Origin of the sequence: Pseudomonas sp. SO81, from assembly GCF_030374125.1 — a bacterium.
Lineage (GTDB): Bacteria > Pseudomonadota > Gammaproteobacteria > Pseudomonadales > Pseudomonadaceae > Aquipseudomonas.
Genome location: NZ_CP126126.1, coordinates 697,841 through 713,599, shown reverse-complemented (window position 1 = coordinate 713,599; position 15,759 = coordinate 697,841). Strand labels below are relative to the sequence as shown.

General features: G+C 67.4%; 18 protein-coding genes. 8 read left to right on the top strand and 10 right to left on the bottom strand.

Annotation, left to right across the window (positions count from 1 at the left end):
• Positions 1–122: 122 nt before the first annotated feature.
• Positions 123–989, top strand: a complete 867-nt coding sequence (locus OH686_RS03380) for a DMT family transporter (protein WP_289536161.1) — start codon at positions 123–125, stop codon at positions 987–989.
• Here OH686_RS03380 and OH686_RS03375 read toward each other — a convergent pair.
• Positions 986–2,023, bottom strand: a complete 1,038-nt coding sequence (locus OH686_RS03375; RefSeq protein ID WP_289536160.1) for a lipase secretion chaperone — start codon at positions 2,021–2,023, stop codon at positions 986–988. The two genes, OH686_RS03380 and OH686_RS03375, sit on opposite strands and share 4 nt — an antisense overlap.
• 53 nt (positions 2,024–2,076) lie before the next feature.
• Positions 2,077–3,021, bottom strand: a complete 945-nt coding sequence (locus OH686_RS03370) for a lipase family alpha/beta hydrolase (RefSeq protein WP_137972703.1) — start codon at positions 3,019–3,021, stop codon at positions 2,077–2,079.
• Positions 3,022–3,248: 227 nt separating this feature from the next.
• Here OH686_RS03370 and OH686_RS03365 point away from each other — a divergent pair, with 227 nt between their 5' ends.
• The 5 genes from OH686_RS03365 (at position 3,249) to OH686_RS03345 (ending at position 7,973) form a co-directional block, all read left to right on the top strand.
• Positions 3,249–4,028 carry an AraC family transcriptional regulator gene (locus OH686_RS03365; protein WP_289536159.1) on the top strand — a complete coding sequence of 260 codons (780 nt, stop codon included), beginning with the start codon at positions 3,249–3,251 and terminating at the stop codon, positions 4,026–4,028.
• Positions 4,029–4,081: 53 nt separating this feature from the next.
• Positions 4,082–4,903, top strand: coding sequence for a helix-turn-helix domain-containing protein (locus OH686_RS03360; RefSeq protein WP_289536158.1), 822 nt, complete (start codon positions 4,082–4,084; stop codon positions 4,901–4,903).
• Positions 4,904–4,948: 45 nt separating this feature from the next.
• Positions 4,949–6,355: an NAD(P)/FAD-dependent oxidoreductase gene (locus tag OH686_RS03355; protein ID WP_289536157.1), complete on the top strand. Its 1,407-nt coding sequence runs from the start codon at positions 4,949–4,951 to the stop codon at positions 6,353–6,355.
• Positions 6,356–6,369: 14 nt separating this feature from the next.
• On the top strand, positions 6,370–6,711 hold the full coding sequence (locus OH686_RS03350) for a cupin domain-containing protein (RefSeq protein WP_289536156.1): 342 nt from the start codon (positions 6,370–6,372) through the stop codon (positions 6,709–6,711).
• A gap of 185 nt (positions 6,712–6,896) precedes the next feature.
• Entirely contained in the window at positions 6,897–7,973 is a 1,077-nt protein-coding gene (locus OH686_RS03345) for a polyamine ABC transporter substrate-binding protein (protein WP_289536155.1), read from the top strand.
• 36 nt (positions 7,974–8,009) lie between these two features.
• Here OH686_RS03345 and OH686_RS03340 read toward each other — a convergent pair whose 3' ends face one another.
• The 7 genes from OH686_RS03340 to OH686_RS03310 all read right to left on the bottom strand — a co-directional run bounded on the left by OH686_RS03340 (position 8,010) and on the right by OH686_RS03310 (position 14,357).
• The gene (locus OH686_RS03340; protein ID WP_289536154.1) at positions 8,010–9,587 is read right to left on the bottom strand and encodes a choice-of-anchor I family protein; all 1,578 of its coding nucleotides are present in this window, start codon (positions 9,585–9,587) and stop codon (positions 8,010–8,012) included.
• Positions 9,588–9,667: 80 nt separating this feature from the next.
• Positions 9,668–10,951: a leucine-rich repeat-containing protein kinase family protein gene (locus tag OH686_RS03335; protein WP_289536153.1), complete on the bottom strand. Its 1,284-nt coding sequence runs from the start codon at positions 10,949–10,951 to the stop codon at positions 9,668–9,670.
• A 1-nt stretch (position 10,952) separates the two neighbouring features.
• Entirely contained in the window at positions 10,953–11,867 is a 915-nt protein-coding gene (locus OH686_RS03330; protein ID WP_289536152.1) for an endonuclease/exonuclease/phosphatase family protein, read from the bottom strand.
• Positions 11,867–12,895 carry an RNA methyltransferase gene (locus OH686_RS03325; RefSeq protein WP_289536151.1) on the bottom strand — a complete coding sequence of 343 codons (1,029 nt, stop codon included), beginning with the start codon at positions 12,893–12,895 and terminating at the stop codon, positions 11,867–11,869. The genes OH686_RS03330 and OH686_RS03325 overlap by 1 nt, the downstream gene beginning before the upstream one ends.
• A gap of 48 nt (positions 12,896–12,943) precedes the next feature.
• Positions 12,944–13,261 carry a cupin domain-containing protein gene (locus OH686_RS03320; RefSeq protein WP_289536150.1) on the bottom strand — a complete coding sequence of 106 codons (318 nt, stop codon included), beginning with the start codon at positions 13,259–13,261 and terminating at the stop codon, positions 12,944–12,946.
• 3 nt (positions 13,262–13,264) lie between these two features.
• Positions 13,265–13,864 carry a hypothetical protein gene (locus OH686_RS03315; RefSeq protein WP_289536149.1) on the bottom strand — a complete coding sequence of 200 codons (600 nt, stop codon included), beginning with the start codon at positions 13,862–13,864 and terminating at the stop codon, positions 13,265–13,267.
• A 16-nt stretch (positions 13,865–13,880) separates the two neighbouring features.
• Entirely contained in the window at positions 13,881–14,357 is a 477-nt protein-coding gene (locus tag OH686_RS03310) for a DUF2846 domain-containing protein (RefSeq protein ID WP_289536148.1), read from the bottom strand.
• 148 nt (positions 14,358–14,505) lie between these two features.
• On the opposite strand from OH686_RS03310, the gene OH686_RS03305 reads away from it, so the two are divergent.
• Positions 14,506–14,799, top strand: coding sequence for a DUF1883 domain-containing protein (locus OH686_RS03305; protein ID WP_192398689.1), 294 nt, complete (start codon positions 14,506–14,508; stop codon positions 14,797–14,799).
• Positions 14,800–15,122: 323 nt separating this feature from the next.
• Positions 15,123–15,209 carry a small membrane protein YohP gene (locus OH686_RS23315; RefSeq protein WP_463667105.1) on the top strand — a complete coding sequence of 29 codons (87 nt, stop codon included), beginning with the start codon at positions 15,123–15,125 and terminating at the stop codon, positions 15,207–15,209.
• A gap of 50 nt (positions 15,210–15,259) precedes the next feature.
• Here the strand turns inward: OH686_RS23315 and osmE are convergent, their stop codons facing one another.
• Positions 15,260–15,592, bottom strand: a complete 333-nt coding sequence (gene osmE / locus OH686_RS03300) for an osmotically-inducible lipoprotein OsmE (RefSeq protein ID WP_289536147.1) — start codon at positions 15,590–15,592, stop codon at positions 15,260–15,262.
• Positions 15,593–15,759 lie beyond the last annotated feature (167 nt).

Below are 15,759 nucleotides of genomic sequence, written 5' to 3'. Positions count from 1 at the left end.
CATGTCCGGCGTGCTGATTAGCTGACTGCAGCGATGGGCTGCCATCATGAGTTTTCGCTGATTTTGCGATTAGCCTGGATTAACTGGATGCTGGGCGAAACGCAGCCAAAGGGATGCTCGGCATGTGGGTCTATGTGAAGCTGGTAGCGGTAGCGATGATCTGGGGCGGTACCTTCGTCGCGGGACGTTATCTGGCGGGCGCCATGGAGCCGTTGCTGGCGGCCAGCGTGCGCTTCGTCATCGCCAGCCTGACGTTGGCGCTGGTGCTGCCTTTCAGCGGAGTTCCTTGGCCGAGGCCTTCACTGCGGCAATGGTGTCAGCTGGTGCTGCTCGGCGGCTGCGGCATCTTTCTATACAACCTGTGCTTCTTCTTCGGCCTGCAGCACACCAGCGCCTCGCGGGCCGCGCTGATCGTCGCGCTGAATCCGGCGCTGATCGCCCTGGCGGGTTTCTGTTTTTACGGCGAGCGCCTGACACTGCTGCGTTTATTGGGTATCGGCCTGTGCCTGCTCGGCGCCGGGCTGGTGATACTCGGGCGCGAGGGCTCGCTCGCTGGCGCCTGGTGGGGCGACCTGCTGATCCTCGGCTGCGTGCTGAGCTGGGTGATCTACAGCGTGTTCTCCCGCGGGCTGTCCCAGGCGCTGGGGCCGCTGCACACGGTGAGCTATTCGATCTGGCTGGGCACCCTGATGCTGTGCGCCACCACCTTGGCCCTGGTGCCCGGGACCTGGGCGCTGCCAACCGGCGGCCAGTGGCTGAGCCTGTTCTACCTCGGTGCCATCGGCTCGGCGCTGGCCTACCTCTGGTACTACGATGGCATCCGCCAGCTCGGTGCGACCCGCTCCGGGGTGTTCATCGCACTCAATCCGCTGACCGCCGTGCTGTTCGGTGCGCTGCTGGACGAGCGCCTGACCCCGCAGATCTGCATCGGCGGGGCGCTGGCGATTGTCGGGATCTATCTGTGCAATCGCCTGCCGCGCCCGGCTTAGAGTTCCGCATCCAGGGCCTGCACGCGCTTGCGCTCCAGCTCGTCGAAACGGCTGGCCTGCAGTTCGGCGACGGCGCTCTGCAGCTCGCTGTCACTGAGCCCGGCGGCGCGCAGGCGGTTGCGCTCGCTGGCGTAGTCGGCCAGGCGCTGCTTCCAGGCGGCCTGCTGGCGATCCAGTTCGGCCAGGGCGTTGGCGGCCTCGCTGCCCAGCGCCTGCTCGCGTACCTGACGGATCTCCTCGGCGCTGGCGCCGCGCTCCAGCATGGCCTGGGTGGTTGCATACAACTCGCCCTGACGGGTGCTGGCGGCCCGGGTCTCGCGAACTTCCTCGGGTAGCTGCAGCTCCAGCTCGGCCACGGCCTGCTGGCGCTGCTCCTCGCTCAGGCCGCTCTGCTGGCCCAGCGCCAGGCGCTGCACCATGTACTCGTTCTCGGCGTTCTCGTTGGCGAAGAACAGCGCATATTCCTCGGCGCTGAAGTACTGCTGGCGCGTCGCGTTGAGCGCGTCGAGGCGCTGGCGCAAGGCTCCGGCATCCATGGAGCTATCGGCTTCGGGCAGGTTCTGCAGGGCGATGCGGTAGTCCACGTAACGGCTAAGCAGGTCGCGCGCCTGGTCCAGGGCATTGCCCTTGAGCTGCGCGGCCAGGTCCTGGTGGATGCGGGTCAGCACCTTGTCCAGGCCTTCCTCTTCGCGGCCGGCCAGGTAGAAGTCGAACAGGTGCAGCAGGTCGGGTTGCAGCACCAGGTTGCTCTGGGCATCGGCGCGCAGGGTCACGCCGTGGCTGGTGCCCTGCAGCGAAGGCGGCAGCGGGCCCGGGTCGACCAGGGCGGCGGCGGGCGTCTGGCGCAGCTGTCGATTGAGCGCGATGGCCTGCTGGCTGCGCTCGTCGTTCGGCAGCGTGACGGCGAGCGGGGCGGATTTGCTGGGGGAAACGGATTGTGCGGTGGGGAGGGGTTGCGGGCGATACAGCAGCAGGGTGCCGCCGACTATCACCGCGCCCGTGGCCAGGGCGGCCAGAATGATTCTGCTGGACATAGAACGCTCCTCGCGACGGGCATGGTACAGAGCGCACCATGCCCGTCCGCGGATTACAGGCCGAGGTTCTTCAGGCGGTTGGCCTGGGTCTGGTACACGGTTTTCGGATTGGTCTCGAACAGCGACACCAGCCCAAAGACCTGGTTGGTGATGTCCAGGTGGTTCATGAAGTAGTTGTCCTTCAGCACCTTGCCGAAGTGACTGGAGCAGCGGCCGGTGACACCGTCGTTGGCTTCGCTCAAGCCGAAGGCGAAGTAGGTGACGCCGAACAGCGGATCGGAGATGTCCAGTACGTTGGTCAGTGGCGCGGTGCCACTCATGGAGTAGAGGCGGATGCTGTTGCCGTTGAGGCTGACGGTTTCCGGGCCTTCACCGCAGGAGGTGGTCGGTACGCCGGTGGGGAAGCGCTGGTTGTTGGCCGTGGCGCCCGGCTTGTTGAATTCGGCGAGCATGGCGCGCACGTCCGAGGGGCTCTTCTTGTTGTTCGACAGCAGGTTGACCAGGTTGCCGACGGCGTTGGCGAACACGTCGAAGGCCACGCCCTGCAGGCTGCCGGGCGGTGCAACGCCGGTGACCAGATCGGCCAGCGGCGAACCCTTGTGCGGCGAGTTGAGGGTGGTCACCGACGCCACCAGGTCGGGGCGGGTGTTCATCACATAGCGAGTGGTGAGACCACCTTGGCTGTGACCGATGAGGTTGAACTTCTTCACCGTGCCGCCCGAGCTGGCGCGGATCTGCTCGAGCTGGGCGATCAGCGATTCGCCGCGCTTGGCCGAGCTGTCGAAGGCATTGATCTTCGGTACATGGACCTTGGCACCCTGGCTCTGCAGGGCGCTGGGGATCTGGTACCAGTAATCGATGCCGGCGATGGTGTCGAAGGCGAAAATGCCGGGGACGAGGACGATGGGGTGCTTGGTCTGCGACTGGGTGTTGGCCAGGGCAGGGAGGGTCGCGCACAGGCCGAGGGCGGCCAGCGCTGGGATGAGCAGCTTCTTCATGGTGAGTACCTGTGTGTTCGTTTTTTGTTTTTGTAGCTCCGCACACAGCAGCGGAGGTGGCGGCCATGAAAACACCCGGACACTAGGTCGGCTTGTAAGAACTGATGAAATCAACCCGGTGGTACATAAATAATTGCGATGGGGTTGGCAGATGGACTTTCAACGTTCGTGCGTCTGTGGTTACCCTGCCGCCCACAAGAACAACAAGAACAGGGCGAAACACGTCCATGCACCCGAGCGAAGCCCCGGTCCTGCTGTATTTGTGGGACAAGCGCACTTTCTCCCTCAATCTCTTTCCCGAGCCGCTGCAGCTGTCGCAGGCCGCGGCCATGCTCCTGGTGGCCCTCGACGGCGAGCTGCTGATCCGTTGCCGCAGCGATGCCTTGCGTTGCCGCAGCGCCCTGTTGCCGGCAGGGCTGGAGCTGAGCGTGGACAGCGGCAGCTCGCGGGTAGCGATCTGCTATCTGGATGTGTTCGGCGAGGACCATGCCCTGCTGGCGCCGCGCATGACGACGCGACGCGGGCCGCTGCACATCGGCCTGGAAGACGAGGCGGCCTGCATCACCAGCTTCGACGAATTGCATCGGCGCAGCGCCGAGCCTCCCGAGGTCTACGACTGGCTGGAAAGGCTGATCAACCCACGCCAGGAATCTCCGCCCGGCTTTGCCAGCGATCCGCGCATCGTCCGCACCATCGAGCTGATCAAGACCGACGTGGCGTGCAATCAGTCCATCGAATATCTCGCCGAGCAGGTGGGCCTGTCGGTGCCGCGCCTGACCCAGCTGTTCCGCCAGAAGATCGGCGTACCCATCCGCCGTTATCGGCAATGGCACCGGCTGTTCGTCACCAGCGTGGGCGTGGCGCGCGGCCTCAACCTGACCGATGCGGCGATGGCAGCCGGCTTCACCGACTCGGCACATTTCAGCCACACCTTTCGCACCATCATCGGCATGAGCCCGTCCGCGGTGCTGGCACATCCACGCGGCATTCGCCTGTTCGCCGGCTAGGCTGGCGCCGGCGAATCGGGCAAGCTGCAGCTATCCATTTCGACCGACTGCCCATGCACGCCAGCGACTTCCCCGACGACGCCGCGCAGACCGAGCGTACCCGCGAGACCATCCTGCGCTACCACCTGAGCTGGAAGCATCGCGACCTGGACGCCGTGATGGCGCTGTACCACCCGGACATCGAGTACAACGACTTCTTCCAGCAGCGCACCATGCACCTGGCCGACCTGCGCGAGTACGTGGAGAACAACCTGCCGCGGCGCCCCGGCGAGCTGCTGGAGCATGTCGACCGCATCCGCATCGATGGCCACACGGCGTTCATCCAGTACCGCTTCGCCCTGCAGGGCGGCGAGCGCCTGGCGTCGTTCCGCACTGGTGAGGCGATCACCGTGCGCGACGGGCTGATCTGGCGGATCAACGAGTACGCCACGCTGGTGCATGAGGCGCGCTCGGGCGGCGAGGGCGGCAGTTCGCGCCCGGCCACCAGCCGCCTGGGCCTGTCCGCACGCCAGCTGAGCCTGCTGGCGCAGGACCTGCAGGACTACTTCCACAAGCACCGGCCGTTTCTTGATCCGGAGCTGGACCTGCAGCAGGTGGCGGCCGCCACCGGCTACAGCCGCAACCAGATTTCCCACCTGCTCAATCAGGTGCTGGGCCAGAGCTTCTACCGCTACGTCAACCAGGCGCGCCTGCAGCACCTGCTCGACGGCCTGGCGGCGGGCAGCGATCCGGGGCGGGTGGACGAGCTGGCCTTCGCCGCCGGCTTCAACTCGCTGTCGGCCTTCTACAAGTGCTTCCGCGAGCGTGTGGGCATGACGCCCAAGGCCTATCTCAAGCAAATTTCCTCGCGGGCCCGCACGCAAGACAAGCCCTGAGTTACCTCACTAGTCTCTGCCGATCAATCGACGACGGAGACCCCGATGACCTCGTGGCGCAACATCAGCCTGTGGATGGACCAGCTCGACGAGCCGCTGACGCCGCGGCCGAGCCTGCAGGCCGACCTGCGTGCCGATGTGGTGATCGTCGGCGCCGGCTACACCGGGCTGTGGACCGCCTACTACCTCAAGCGCCAGGCGCCGCAGCTGAGCGTGGTCGTGCTCGAGGCCGAGACCGCCGGCTTCGGCGCCTCCGGGCGCAACGGCGGCTGGCTGATGGGCAATATCCTTGGCGAGGACCGTCTGCTCGCCGGCCTGCCGGACGAGCAGCGTCGTGCGGCCTTCGAGCTGCTGCACGGCATTCCCGATGAGGTGGCGAACGTCACCGAGCGTGAGGGCATCGCCTGCGATCTGCGCAAGGGCGGTGTGCTCTATTGCGCGGCACGCTATCCCGAACAGCTGAGCGGCCTGCAGGCGCATCTGCAGCACCTGCGCGGCCTCGGCCTGGGCGAGGACGACTACCGTTGGCTCGAGCCGACCGAGCTGGCCGAACAGCTGCGCGTGGCCAACCCCTATGGCGCGCTTTACAGCCCGCACTGCGCCACCCTCCAGCCGGCCAAGCTGGTGCGCGGGCTGGCGCGTTGCGTCGAGGCCATGGGCGTAGAGCTCTACGAGCAGAGCCGGGTGACCGGCTGGGAGCGTGGCCTGGTGCGTACCGCCAGCGGTAGCGTCAGCGCCGACTGGGTGGTGCCGGCCGTGGAAGGCTACGCCGCCAGCCTGCCGCCGCTGGGCCACCACCAGTTGCCGGTGCAGAGCCTGATCGTCGCCACCGAGCCATTGCCGGCTGCCACCTGGGCCGAGATTGGCCTTGCGCGCGGCCAGGCCTTCAGCGAGGCCAGTCGCCAGGTCACCTACGGCCAGCGCAGTGCCGACGACCGCCTGGTGTTCGGCGCCCGTGGCGGCTATTGCTTCGGCGGCCAGCTGCGCAGCGATTTCAACCTGACCGAGGACGAGCGCGAGCTGCGCCGCTACCTGTTCGGCGAGCTGTTCCCGCAGCTGCGCGACGTGCGCCTGACCCATGCCTGGGGCGGCAACCTGGGCATGGCCCGGCGCTTCCACCCGCACATGCTGCGCGATACGCGCAACGGCATCGCCCTGTCCGGCGGCTACGGCGGTGAGGGCGTGGGGGCCAGCAACCTGGGCGGCCGCACGCTGGCGGCGCTGATCCTCGGCCAGGACAACCATCTGACCCGCCAACCCTGGGTGTACGGCGACTCCGGCCTGGAGCGCCTGCCCGGCTGGGAGCCGGAGCCGCTGCGCTGGCTCGGCTACAACGCCATCATCCGCAGCTTCGTGCATGAGGATCGGGTGCTGGCCGACCCCGCCAGCGCGCCCTGGCGCCGTCGCCTGGCCCAGGGCGTGGCGGGCTTTATGGAAGGTTTCATGAAATGACTGCGGAGAACCCGATGAGCATCGATCACTTCAAGAACACCAGCGAGCTGGCCCTGGACGAGGTCCATCCGGTGGCCGTGCCGTTGGGCGAGCCGCACGCGGTGACCCGCACCCACAGCATCGAGCGCGCCGATGGCGTCGAGGCCGGCGTGTGGGAGTGCAGCCCCGGGCGCTGGCGCCGGCAGATCGTGCAGCAGGAGTTCTGCCACTTCATCGCAGGGCGCTGCACTTTCACCCCGGACGGCGGCGAGCCGATCGAGATCCGCGCCGGCGACGCGCTGATGATGCCGGCCAACACCACCGGCGTGTGGGACATACAAGAAACCGTGCGCAAGACCTTCGTGCTGATCTTCTGATCGGCCGCTGCCTCGGTTTCGTACGAAAAGTCGTCGAGCGATGGCGAGGCTAGGCAAAAACCGCTGAGGACGCGGAGTTTACGAGCGGTAAATGAGCAGTCCGAAGCGGTTTTTAACGACGCATCGCCGAGCGCAGGCAGTTTTCGTACAGAAACCTAACAAGAACAATCAACGAGGTAATCCCCATGCTGAAGAAGATCCTCCCGCTGATGCTGATCGCATCGGCCAGCCAGGCCGCCGAAGGCGTGCGCATCTACAACTGGACCGACTACATCGCCCCGGACACCCTGAAGAACTTCGAACAGGCCAGCGGCCAGAAGGCCCACTACGACGTCTACGACAGCAACGAGACCCTCGACGCCAAGCTGATGGCCGGGCGTTCCGGCTACGACGTGGTGTTCCCCTCCAACCACTTCATGGCCCGGCAGATCCAGGGTGGCGCGCTCAAGCCGCTGGACCGCAGCAAGCTGCCCGGCTGGGACAACCTCAACCCGGTGCTGATGAAGGCGCTGGAGACCAACGACCCGGGCAACCGGCACGGCTTCCCCTACCTGTGGGGCACTACCGGCATCGGCTACAACGTCGACAAGGTCAAGGCCGTGCTCGGCGAGGGCGTGGCGGTGGATTCCTGGGACCTGATCTTCAAGCCCGAGCAACTGGCCAAGCTGGCCCAGTGCGGCGTGGCCATCCTCGACAACGGCCCGGAGATGCTGCCGATTGCCCTGCACCAGCTGGGCCTGCCGCACCACAGCCAGAACCTCGACGACTACAAGAAGGCCGAGGCGCTGCTGATGCAGATGCGCGGCAACGTGCGCTACTTCCATTCCTCCAAATACGTCGGTGACCTGGCCAACGGCGACATCTGCGTCGCCATCGGCTTCTCCGGCGACATCATGCAGGCCGCCAGCCGCGCCGCCGAGGCGGGCAACGGGGTGAAGATCGAGTACGTGATTCCCAAGGAGGGCGCGCCCATGTGGTTCGACATGGTCACCATGCCGGCCGATGCGCCCAACGAGGCCGCCGGCTATGCCTTCATGAACTACCTGCTGCAGCCCGAGGTGATGGCCGCCATCAGCAACCACGTGCACTACGCCAACGGCAACGCCAAGGCCGACGGCCTGGTCGACCCGGCGCTGAAGGCCGACAACAAGGTCTACCCGCCGCAGGAAGTGATGAGCAAGCTGTACGCCCTGGAGGCCATGCCGCTGAAGATCGACCGGGTGCGCACGCGCATCTGGAGCAAGGTCAAGAGCGGTACCTGAAGCGAGGAGCCCCGGGCGAGCGCCCGGGGCCTGCGTTTAGCGGCGGTCGATACGGTACAGGGTGGTGCTGCCGCTGACCTCGTTGCCCACCACCAGCAGCGGCACGCCCGGGATTGGACTGTGCGCCGCGTCTATCACCAGCACGCCTTCCGGTCCCAGGTCGCCGGCTTCGGCAGCCGGCGGCTGCACCGCGGCGTTGCGGTTGCTGACCAGTTCGACGAAGCGCGGCGCCTGCGGCCGGCTCAGGTCGTAGACCATCACGCCGCTCAGGCGCTCCAGGCCGACGAAGGCATAGGGCTTGCCCCACAGCCTGGCCACGGTCACGCCTTCCGGTTCCGGGCCCTTGTCGTCGCTGCGGCCGTCCGGGGTGTTTTCCTTGTGGTTGCTGTTGAACAGCGCCGGCATGCGCTCGGCGCTGATCTTCTCGAAGTCGGCACCGCTGTCGTAGACCTGACGGCCGTCGCTGCTCCATACCGAGAAGGAGCGCGCGCCGAAGGCGTAGATGGCCTCATAGGTGCCGGTCTGCGGGTTGAGCCCGCTGGCCTTGCTCACGGTCAGACGGCCGAGGTTGGCGTTCTGCTTGAGACTGGCGGCATCGGGGAACTTGATTGGGTCCAGCAGATAGCTGGAGCTGCCGACCCGCACTTCCTCGGCGTAGCCGGAATAGGCGCGGGCATCGCCCTCGTTGGCGGTGACCAGGTAGGTCCGGCCATGCTGGCGGAAACTGGCGATGGAGTCCGGCTGGTACAGGCCGCGTACCGGCCAGTTGCGGATGTTCACCTGGCCGTCCTTGTCGCTGGCGTCCAGCTCGTTGCCGGGCAGGCCGTGGTCCTTGTAGCCCAGGCCGCGCACGGCCAGCACGCGGGCGGCCGGCACGTCGATCTCGGCAATGGCGTTGTTCTCCTGCAGGGTCACCCAGGCGAGGCGGCCGTCCTGGCTCAGGGTGATGTACTCCGGCTCGAAGTCCTGGGCCACGCTGGCGTTGGGGCCGAACACGCGGATCGATGGATCCAGGTCCTCGCGCTTCAGGTTGCGAAAATGCGCGGTGCGTACCTGGCGCTGGCTCAGGCGCTCCAGGCGCGGCGGCAGGTCGATGATGCTCACCGAGCCCTCGGGATCGGTCAGGTAGTCGTCACTCGGTTCGCCCTCGTTGGCCACCAGCAGGCGCCGGCCATCCGTGCTGAACGTGAGCATGTCCGGCAGCGCGCCGACCGTCACTGCGGCCTTGACCTGGCCATCGGCGTCGAGCAGCACGACCTTGCCCGGGTTGGTCTTCACCGTGGCCTCCACGGCGGCGGCGACCACGCCCCGGTGCACGGCGACGCTGTTGACCGAGCTGCCGTAGGCGGACAGGTCGATGCTGAACAGCAGGGTCGGCTGGCTCGGTGTGCGGATGTCCAGTACGTCGATCTTGCGGCTGGCAGCGTTGACCACGAACAGGCGCTGGCTGCGCGAGTCATGGGCGACTATCTCGGCGGCGCCCTGCTCGAACAGGCCGCTGCGGTAGGTACCGAGGGCGCTGAAGGCGAGGTTGGCGGGTTGGGCGGCGGCCAGCAGCGGGGTGCTGAACAGGCCGGTCAGGGCGAGGGCGGTGGCGAGGCGGGTCAGGCGCATGGAGCTGTCCTTGGCTGAGGTAAAGCCGCCAGCCTGACAGGTGCATGTGGCGGTGCGGTGACCGCCGGATGACGTCGTCGTTACAGCCAGTCGAGCGCCGCATACAGCTCGGCGAAATCGGGCCGCTGCGCGCTATCGGCCTGCTGGCAGGCTGCGGCAAGCGCCTGCAGATCCGCCGGCGGCGCGTCGCAGCGCTGCAGCAGCTCCTCCAGCAGAATGCCGAAGGCGCGGCTCTCCAGGCGTTGTAGCGCCGCGCCCTGTGCGCTGCCGGGGGTGAAGAAGGAAGCGGCGCCGAAGTCGCTGAGGCGGCAGTCGTGGCCGTCGACCAGCAGGTTGTGCCCGTACAGGTCGCCATGCAGGATGCCCTGGCCGTGCAGGTGCGCCAGGGCGCCGGCCACGCCGCCCGCCAGGGCCAGCACCTGCTCGGCGGTGAAGCGCTGTTCGGGCGCGTAGCAGTCGCGGGTGCAGCTGGCCAGCGAGGGTGGCCCGGCCAGCACGCGGAAGCGCGGCTCCAGCAGTTCCAGCAGCAGGCCGTCCGCTTCGCCGTCCTGTGCTTGCAGCGGACCTATCACCGGCAGCAGCTGCGGGTGGCGGCCGGCGGAGAGGCAGGCGGCCATCTCGCTGTGGGGCAGGCCGTCGCTGGTCATCTGTCCCTTGAACAGCTTCACCGCCACCTCGCGGCCGCTCCAGCGGGCGCGGTGGATCAGGCCGCTGGCACCCTGGCCGAGCAGCTCGCCCAGCTCCAGTTGCTCGCGGTTGATCGGCGCCTGTGGGTGGCCGGCCAAAGCCGCCGCCTCTGCGCGGTCGCTGCCCGGGTTGCCGGCGAAGGCCAGCCAGGCCAGGCGCGGCAGCTGCAGCAGCCAGTCGGGCAGGGTCTCCAGGCGGTTGGCGGCGATACGCAGCAGCTCCAGCTGGTGCAGCTGGGCCATGCTCTGCGGCAGTGCGCTGAGGCGGTTGCCGGCAAGCATCAGCTTCTGCAGGCGCGGGCGCTCGCCCAGCTCGGCCGGCAGGGACTCGATGCGGTTGTCGGTGAGGATCAGCCAGCGCAGCTGCTCTGGCAGCGCGGCGGCCGGCACGTGCTGGATGCGGTTTGCCTTGAAGCCAACCATCTCCAGCTGCTGGCAGTCGCCAAGCGCTTCCGGCAGGGTTTCGAAGGGGTTGTCCGAGCAGAACAGCACCTTCAGCTTGTGCAGCCGCTTCAGGTCGTGGGGCAGATCGGCCAGGCGATTGCCGCTGAGGTTGAGCACCTCCAGGCTGTCGGCCAGGTCGAAGATTTCGCGGGGGAATTCATCGAGGTCGGCGGCCAGGTCCAGGCGGCTGATGCCGGCCAGTTCGCCGCGGCGCAGTTGTTCCAGGCTGTGCATGTCAGTCGCTTTCCAGCAGTTGCAGGTGCAGGCGGCGCGGCAGGTGATCGGCGCCGAGGTCCGGGCCCAGGCCCTGCTCGACCACCCGCCAGGGCCCGTGGACCAGCACCTGGTCGATGGCGATGCCCAGCCAGCCTTGGCCGAGGGCCGGCCAGGTGGGGCTCAGGTCGCTGGCGCGGTACCAGCCGAGGTCGTGCAGGTCGCGGGTGGCCTGGGACCAGGGGCTGGCGTTGAGGTCGCCGGCCAGCAGGCCGGGCAGGCCCGCCGCAGCGTTGCGCTGCAGAGCCAGCTGCAGGCCGAGGTTGCGCTTGTGGTGCCAGTAGGGCGACAGCGGTGGCATCGGGTGCACCAGGCTCAGGCTGACGGCCCGGTCGCCGCTGCGCAGGGTCGCCTCGATGCTCGGAATGTCGTCGCTGTCGCGGCGTACCCGGCCGTTCTGCAGGGGCAGGCGCGACAGCAGGGCGAGGCCGAAGGGCGAGTCGGCCGGGGCGAAGACGCGGTGCGGGTAGTCCTGCCAGCGGGTCAGCTGCCCGGCGAGCGCCGGAGTGACCTCCTGCAGCAGCACCAGTTCGGTCGGCTGCTCGTCGAGCCAGGCGCGCAGGGCACGAGCATCGTCGCTCTGCTGCAGGTTGGCGGTGACCAGGCGCAGTTCCAGGCCGGTCTCGCCAGTGTGCGACGGCAGCATCGGCGCCACGCTCAGCCAGGGCAACACGGTCAGCGGCAGCAGAAGCAACCAGCGCGGCCTGCGCCGCGCCAGCAGCGCCAGGCAGGCCAGCAGCAGGGCGAGGTGCAGCCACTGCCAGTGGCTGGCCAGGTCGAACAGCCAGGCCAGGTGCTGCGAGTGGTCCGCCAGCAGTGTCACCAGCCAGGGCGACAGCAGCCCCAGGGCAGCGCAGAGGGTGAGCAGGCGTAGCATCAGTGGTGCAGCCGGCTGGTGTTGACGCGCTCGGCGCGGGCACGCAGCTGGCCGCAGCCGCCGTCTATGTCCTGGCCGGCGCTGTTGCGTACCTTGGTCAGCACGCCGCGGCTGTGCAGGTAGCGCACCATCTGCACGATGCGCTCGCCGTCCGGGCGCTGGTACTCGTCCATCTCCAGGCTGTTGTAGGGGATCAGGTTGAGCACCGCGTACTTGCCCTTGAACAGGCGCAGGATGGCGTCCATCTCCTCCTGGCTGTCGTTGATGCCCTTGAGCAGGGTCCACTGGTACTGGATCGGGTAGCCGACCTGGCGGGCGTAGGTTTCGCCCAGGGTCATCAGCTCCTCGGGGGTGATCTTCGGTGCCTTGGGCAGCAGGCGCTCGCGCAGGGCGGCGTTGGTGCTGTGCAGCGACAGGGCCAGTGCCGGCCTGACACGCTGCTGCGGCAGGCGCTCGAACACCCGCGGGTCGCCGACGGTGGAGAACACCAGGTTCTTGTGGCCGATGCCGCCGTCGGTGCCGAGCAGGTCGATGGCTTCCAGCACGTTGTCGAGGTTGTGCGCCGGCTCGCCCATGCCCATGAACACCACTTTCTTCACCGGCCGATAGCGGCGCGCCAGGGCCACCTGGGCGGCGATCTCGGCGCTGTTGACCTGGCGCAGCAGGCCGCTCTTGCCGGTCATGCAGAACAGGCAGCCGACGGCGCAGCCGACCTGGGTGGACACGCACAGGCCGCCGCGCGGCAGCAGCACGCTCTCCACCATCTGGCCGTCGCCCAGCTCCACCAACAGGCGCACCGAGCCGTCGGCGGCCGGGTGCTCGGAGCGGACCCGGGCAAGGCCTTCCAGCTCCTCGCTCAACTGCGGCAGACCATTGCGCACGGACAGCGGCAAGAAATGCTCGGTGTGCTGGCGCTTGGTGCCAGTGTCCAGCGGCTTGCCCTGCAGCCAGGCGCGAATCACCCGGCCGCTATGGGCGGGCAGGGCGCCGAGGTCGGCGAGGCGCTGGTGGATGTCGGAGATTCGCATGGGGCGCGCATGCTATCACTGGCCGTCGATAGGGCGTAGGGCTGCCGGTCAGGCCTGGAAGTGCAGGGCCAGCCAGATGGCGTCCTGCGAGCACTCGGCGACCCGGTGCCGGCAGTGGGCGGGGATTAGCAGGGCATCGCCGGCCACCAGGGGCCGGTCGCCGTCGTCGAACTCGAGTCGCGCCGTGCCGCGCAGCAGGGCCACCCATTCGGGCTTCGACTGGTCGTACCAGAAGCCCTCCGGGCTGGCCTTGCCGTGGGAGACGATCTGCTCCAGCAGCAGGCCGTCCTGGCGCAGCAGCGGCACGAACTGCTCCGCCGCCGCATCGGGCACGGCCTGCAACAGGTTGATCGGTTCGGGCGGCATCGCTTACTGCGGCTGCACGCTGATGGCGACGGCGGTGGTGACGCGCAGCACCACCTGGCGGCCGAGGTACTCGGTCTTCATGTCGACGTCCGGACGGACCTTGATGGTGCGCTCGGTACCGTCGGGCAGCTCCAAGGTAGCGGTGCGCAGGGTAGTGTCCATGCCCTTGACCAGCGCGGTGATCTCCACGGTATCGGCGGACAGCATGCCCGGCTTGTCGCCCAGCGGGGCGGTGGCCAGCACGCCAGCGGCGCCGTCCTCGACCGGCTCGCCCGGCTGGCGCAGGTAGACGATGCGCTCCTGGGCGATCACCGCCTTGACCCGGTCGCCGACCTGCAGCTGGTCGAAGTTCTGCATCTGCTCGGGGGCGACCAGGGTGCGCTTGTTGCCTAGGTCGTCGCGCAGGGTAAAGGTGCGCTTGGCCTTGTCGACGGCACTGACGCTGGCCATCAGCTCCTCGGTTTCGAGCACGGCGCCGCCGGGAACGCCCTCGGCGTAGGCGTCGGTGCGGCTGTAGTCGGTGGCCAATTCGTCGTCGTGGCTCTGGCAGCCCAGCAGCAGGGTCACGGCTAGGGACAGAGAAAAGATGCGGATTGCGCTCATGTTGTAGGTCCTTGCTTCACGGGGTCTGCGGTACGGTGTTGCGGATCTCGTAGACGGCATCGTCCGGGCGCATTGGCCTGAGGTGGATCAGGTAGCTGGGACCGGGAGTACCCAGGGTCATCTCGCTCAGGTTGAAGCGCACATCGAGCTTGAGGTACTTGACCTCGCCGGGGGCGACCGAGAAGTTCTGCTTGATGTCGCGCGGCTCCCACTTGGCCTGGCGGGTGAGGCCGGTGATGCGCAGGCTGTGGCGGCCCGGCGCCAGTTCGACGCGGCGGTGGGAGTTGAATTGCAGGGTACCGACGCTCTGCTCGTCGATCAGCACGTCCGGGTAGGAGAAACGCAGCGGTTGCCGGCCTGGATTGTCCGCCTCGGGGCGATACAGGTAGACCACGGCCTGCTCCGGGCTGCTCGGCGGCACCGCCTCGAAGTAGCCGGGTCCGGCGCAGCCGGCGAGCGTGAACAGGGCGAGCATGAGGGCCGGTAGACGCATGAATACTCCTGACGGGACGATCTGGCTCAACCCAGCGTAGCAGCGCTTCGCTTGATTGCGGGTAGCGACGTTCCATCGCCGGAACCTGCTTGCGCTGCGGGCCCATGGTATCGTCGCGCTCCGCTTCACCCCCTCAGGACCACGACGCATGAAATTCATCCACCAGCGCGAGCAGCTCAACGAAGACGACATCGTCGTGATTCATTGCTCGCAGCCCTGCAATATCCGTCTGATGAACGACGCCAACTTCCGCAGCTACCGCAATGGCGGCCGTCATACCTATCACGGCGGCGCCTTCGACAAGTTCCCGGCGCGGATCACGGTGCCCAGCAGCGGCTTCTGGAACATCACCCTGGATACCGTCACCCGCCGCGCCATCAGCGTGACGCGCAAGCCGCAGATGGAATACTCGATCAAATTCGTGCGCCGCTCCGGCGCCTGATTCACTCGCCCTGGGCGCGTAGCGGCAGCGCCTGGCCCAGGCGCTACTGGTCGTCGCCGCTGCGCCTGGCCGCGTACATGGCCTGCTCGGCGATGTGGGTCGGGCGGTCGATGCTCTGAGCGTGCTCGGAGGGCGATGCCCAGGTCGGTGCCGATGTGCTGCAGGCTGTCGTCCACCAGCGGCGGTGGGCTCAGCACCGCCAGCAGCTGGCGGCGATCCAGCCTACGAGCCGTGAAGGGCGAGTGCGCGGCGAGGCAATCAGGGGAAACGTTGCGGCGGCTATAGGGGTCACAGACTGTGAACCCGGAAATAAGGAGCCCAGCATGTTGAAGTTTCTAGGCGGGACCGTAGGCATCATCTTCATCATCGGCCTGATCGTGGTGATCGGCCTGTTCCAGCTGTTGTTCTAAGCCCCATGCAAAGACCCGCTGCCTGGCAGCGGGTCTTTTTTGTTGCCACCTCAGAGGCGGCGCTTGTTGTTCTGGTGCTGCTCGCAGGTCATGAAACCCTTGCCCTCGACCCGGCCTTCGCTGGTGAAGGTCACGTAGTAGGGCTGCTCCTTGCCGTCGACATTGAGAATGTAGTTGTTGCAGGTGCCGGCGGTGACGGTGTTCTGCACCTCGGAGGAGGGTGGCCCGCCGATGGTCAGTACCTCGTCCTTGGTCATGCCGTCGCGGACGTCCTGCACCAGGGGCTCGTGGCGGTAGGTCGCGTAGTCCGCCGGGTTCTCCATGGTCGAGCAGCCGGTTGCCGCGGCGGCCAGGCCCAGTATCGCCAAAGTGTGCTTGTACATGTTGTCACTCCGTCGTGCGAGCCGGACTGGCTCCTGCTACTTGGAGCGAAGCCGTCAGCGCGGAGTTCGAGTTTTCTCACCTGGCACCTGTCGCGGTGGGGCAGGAATCGTTAGCCAGCCGGCAATTCCTCGCTTGCCGACTCGCTTTTTTGGCGGCCGGCGAGCAA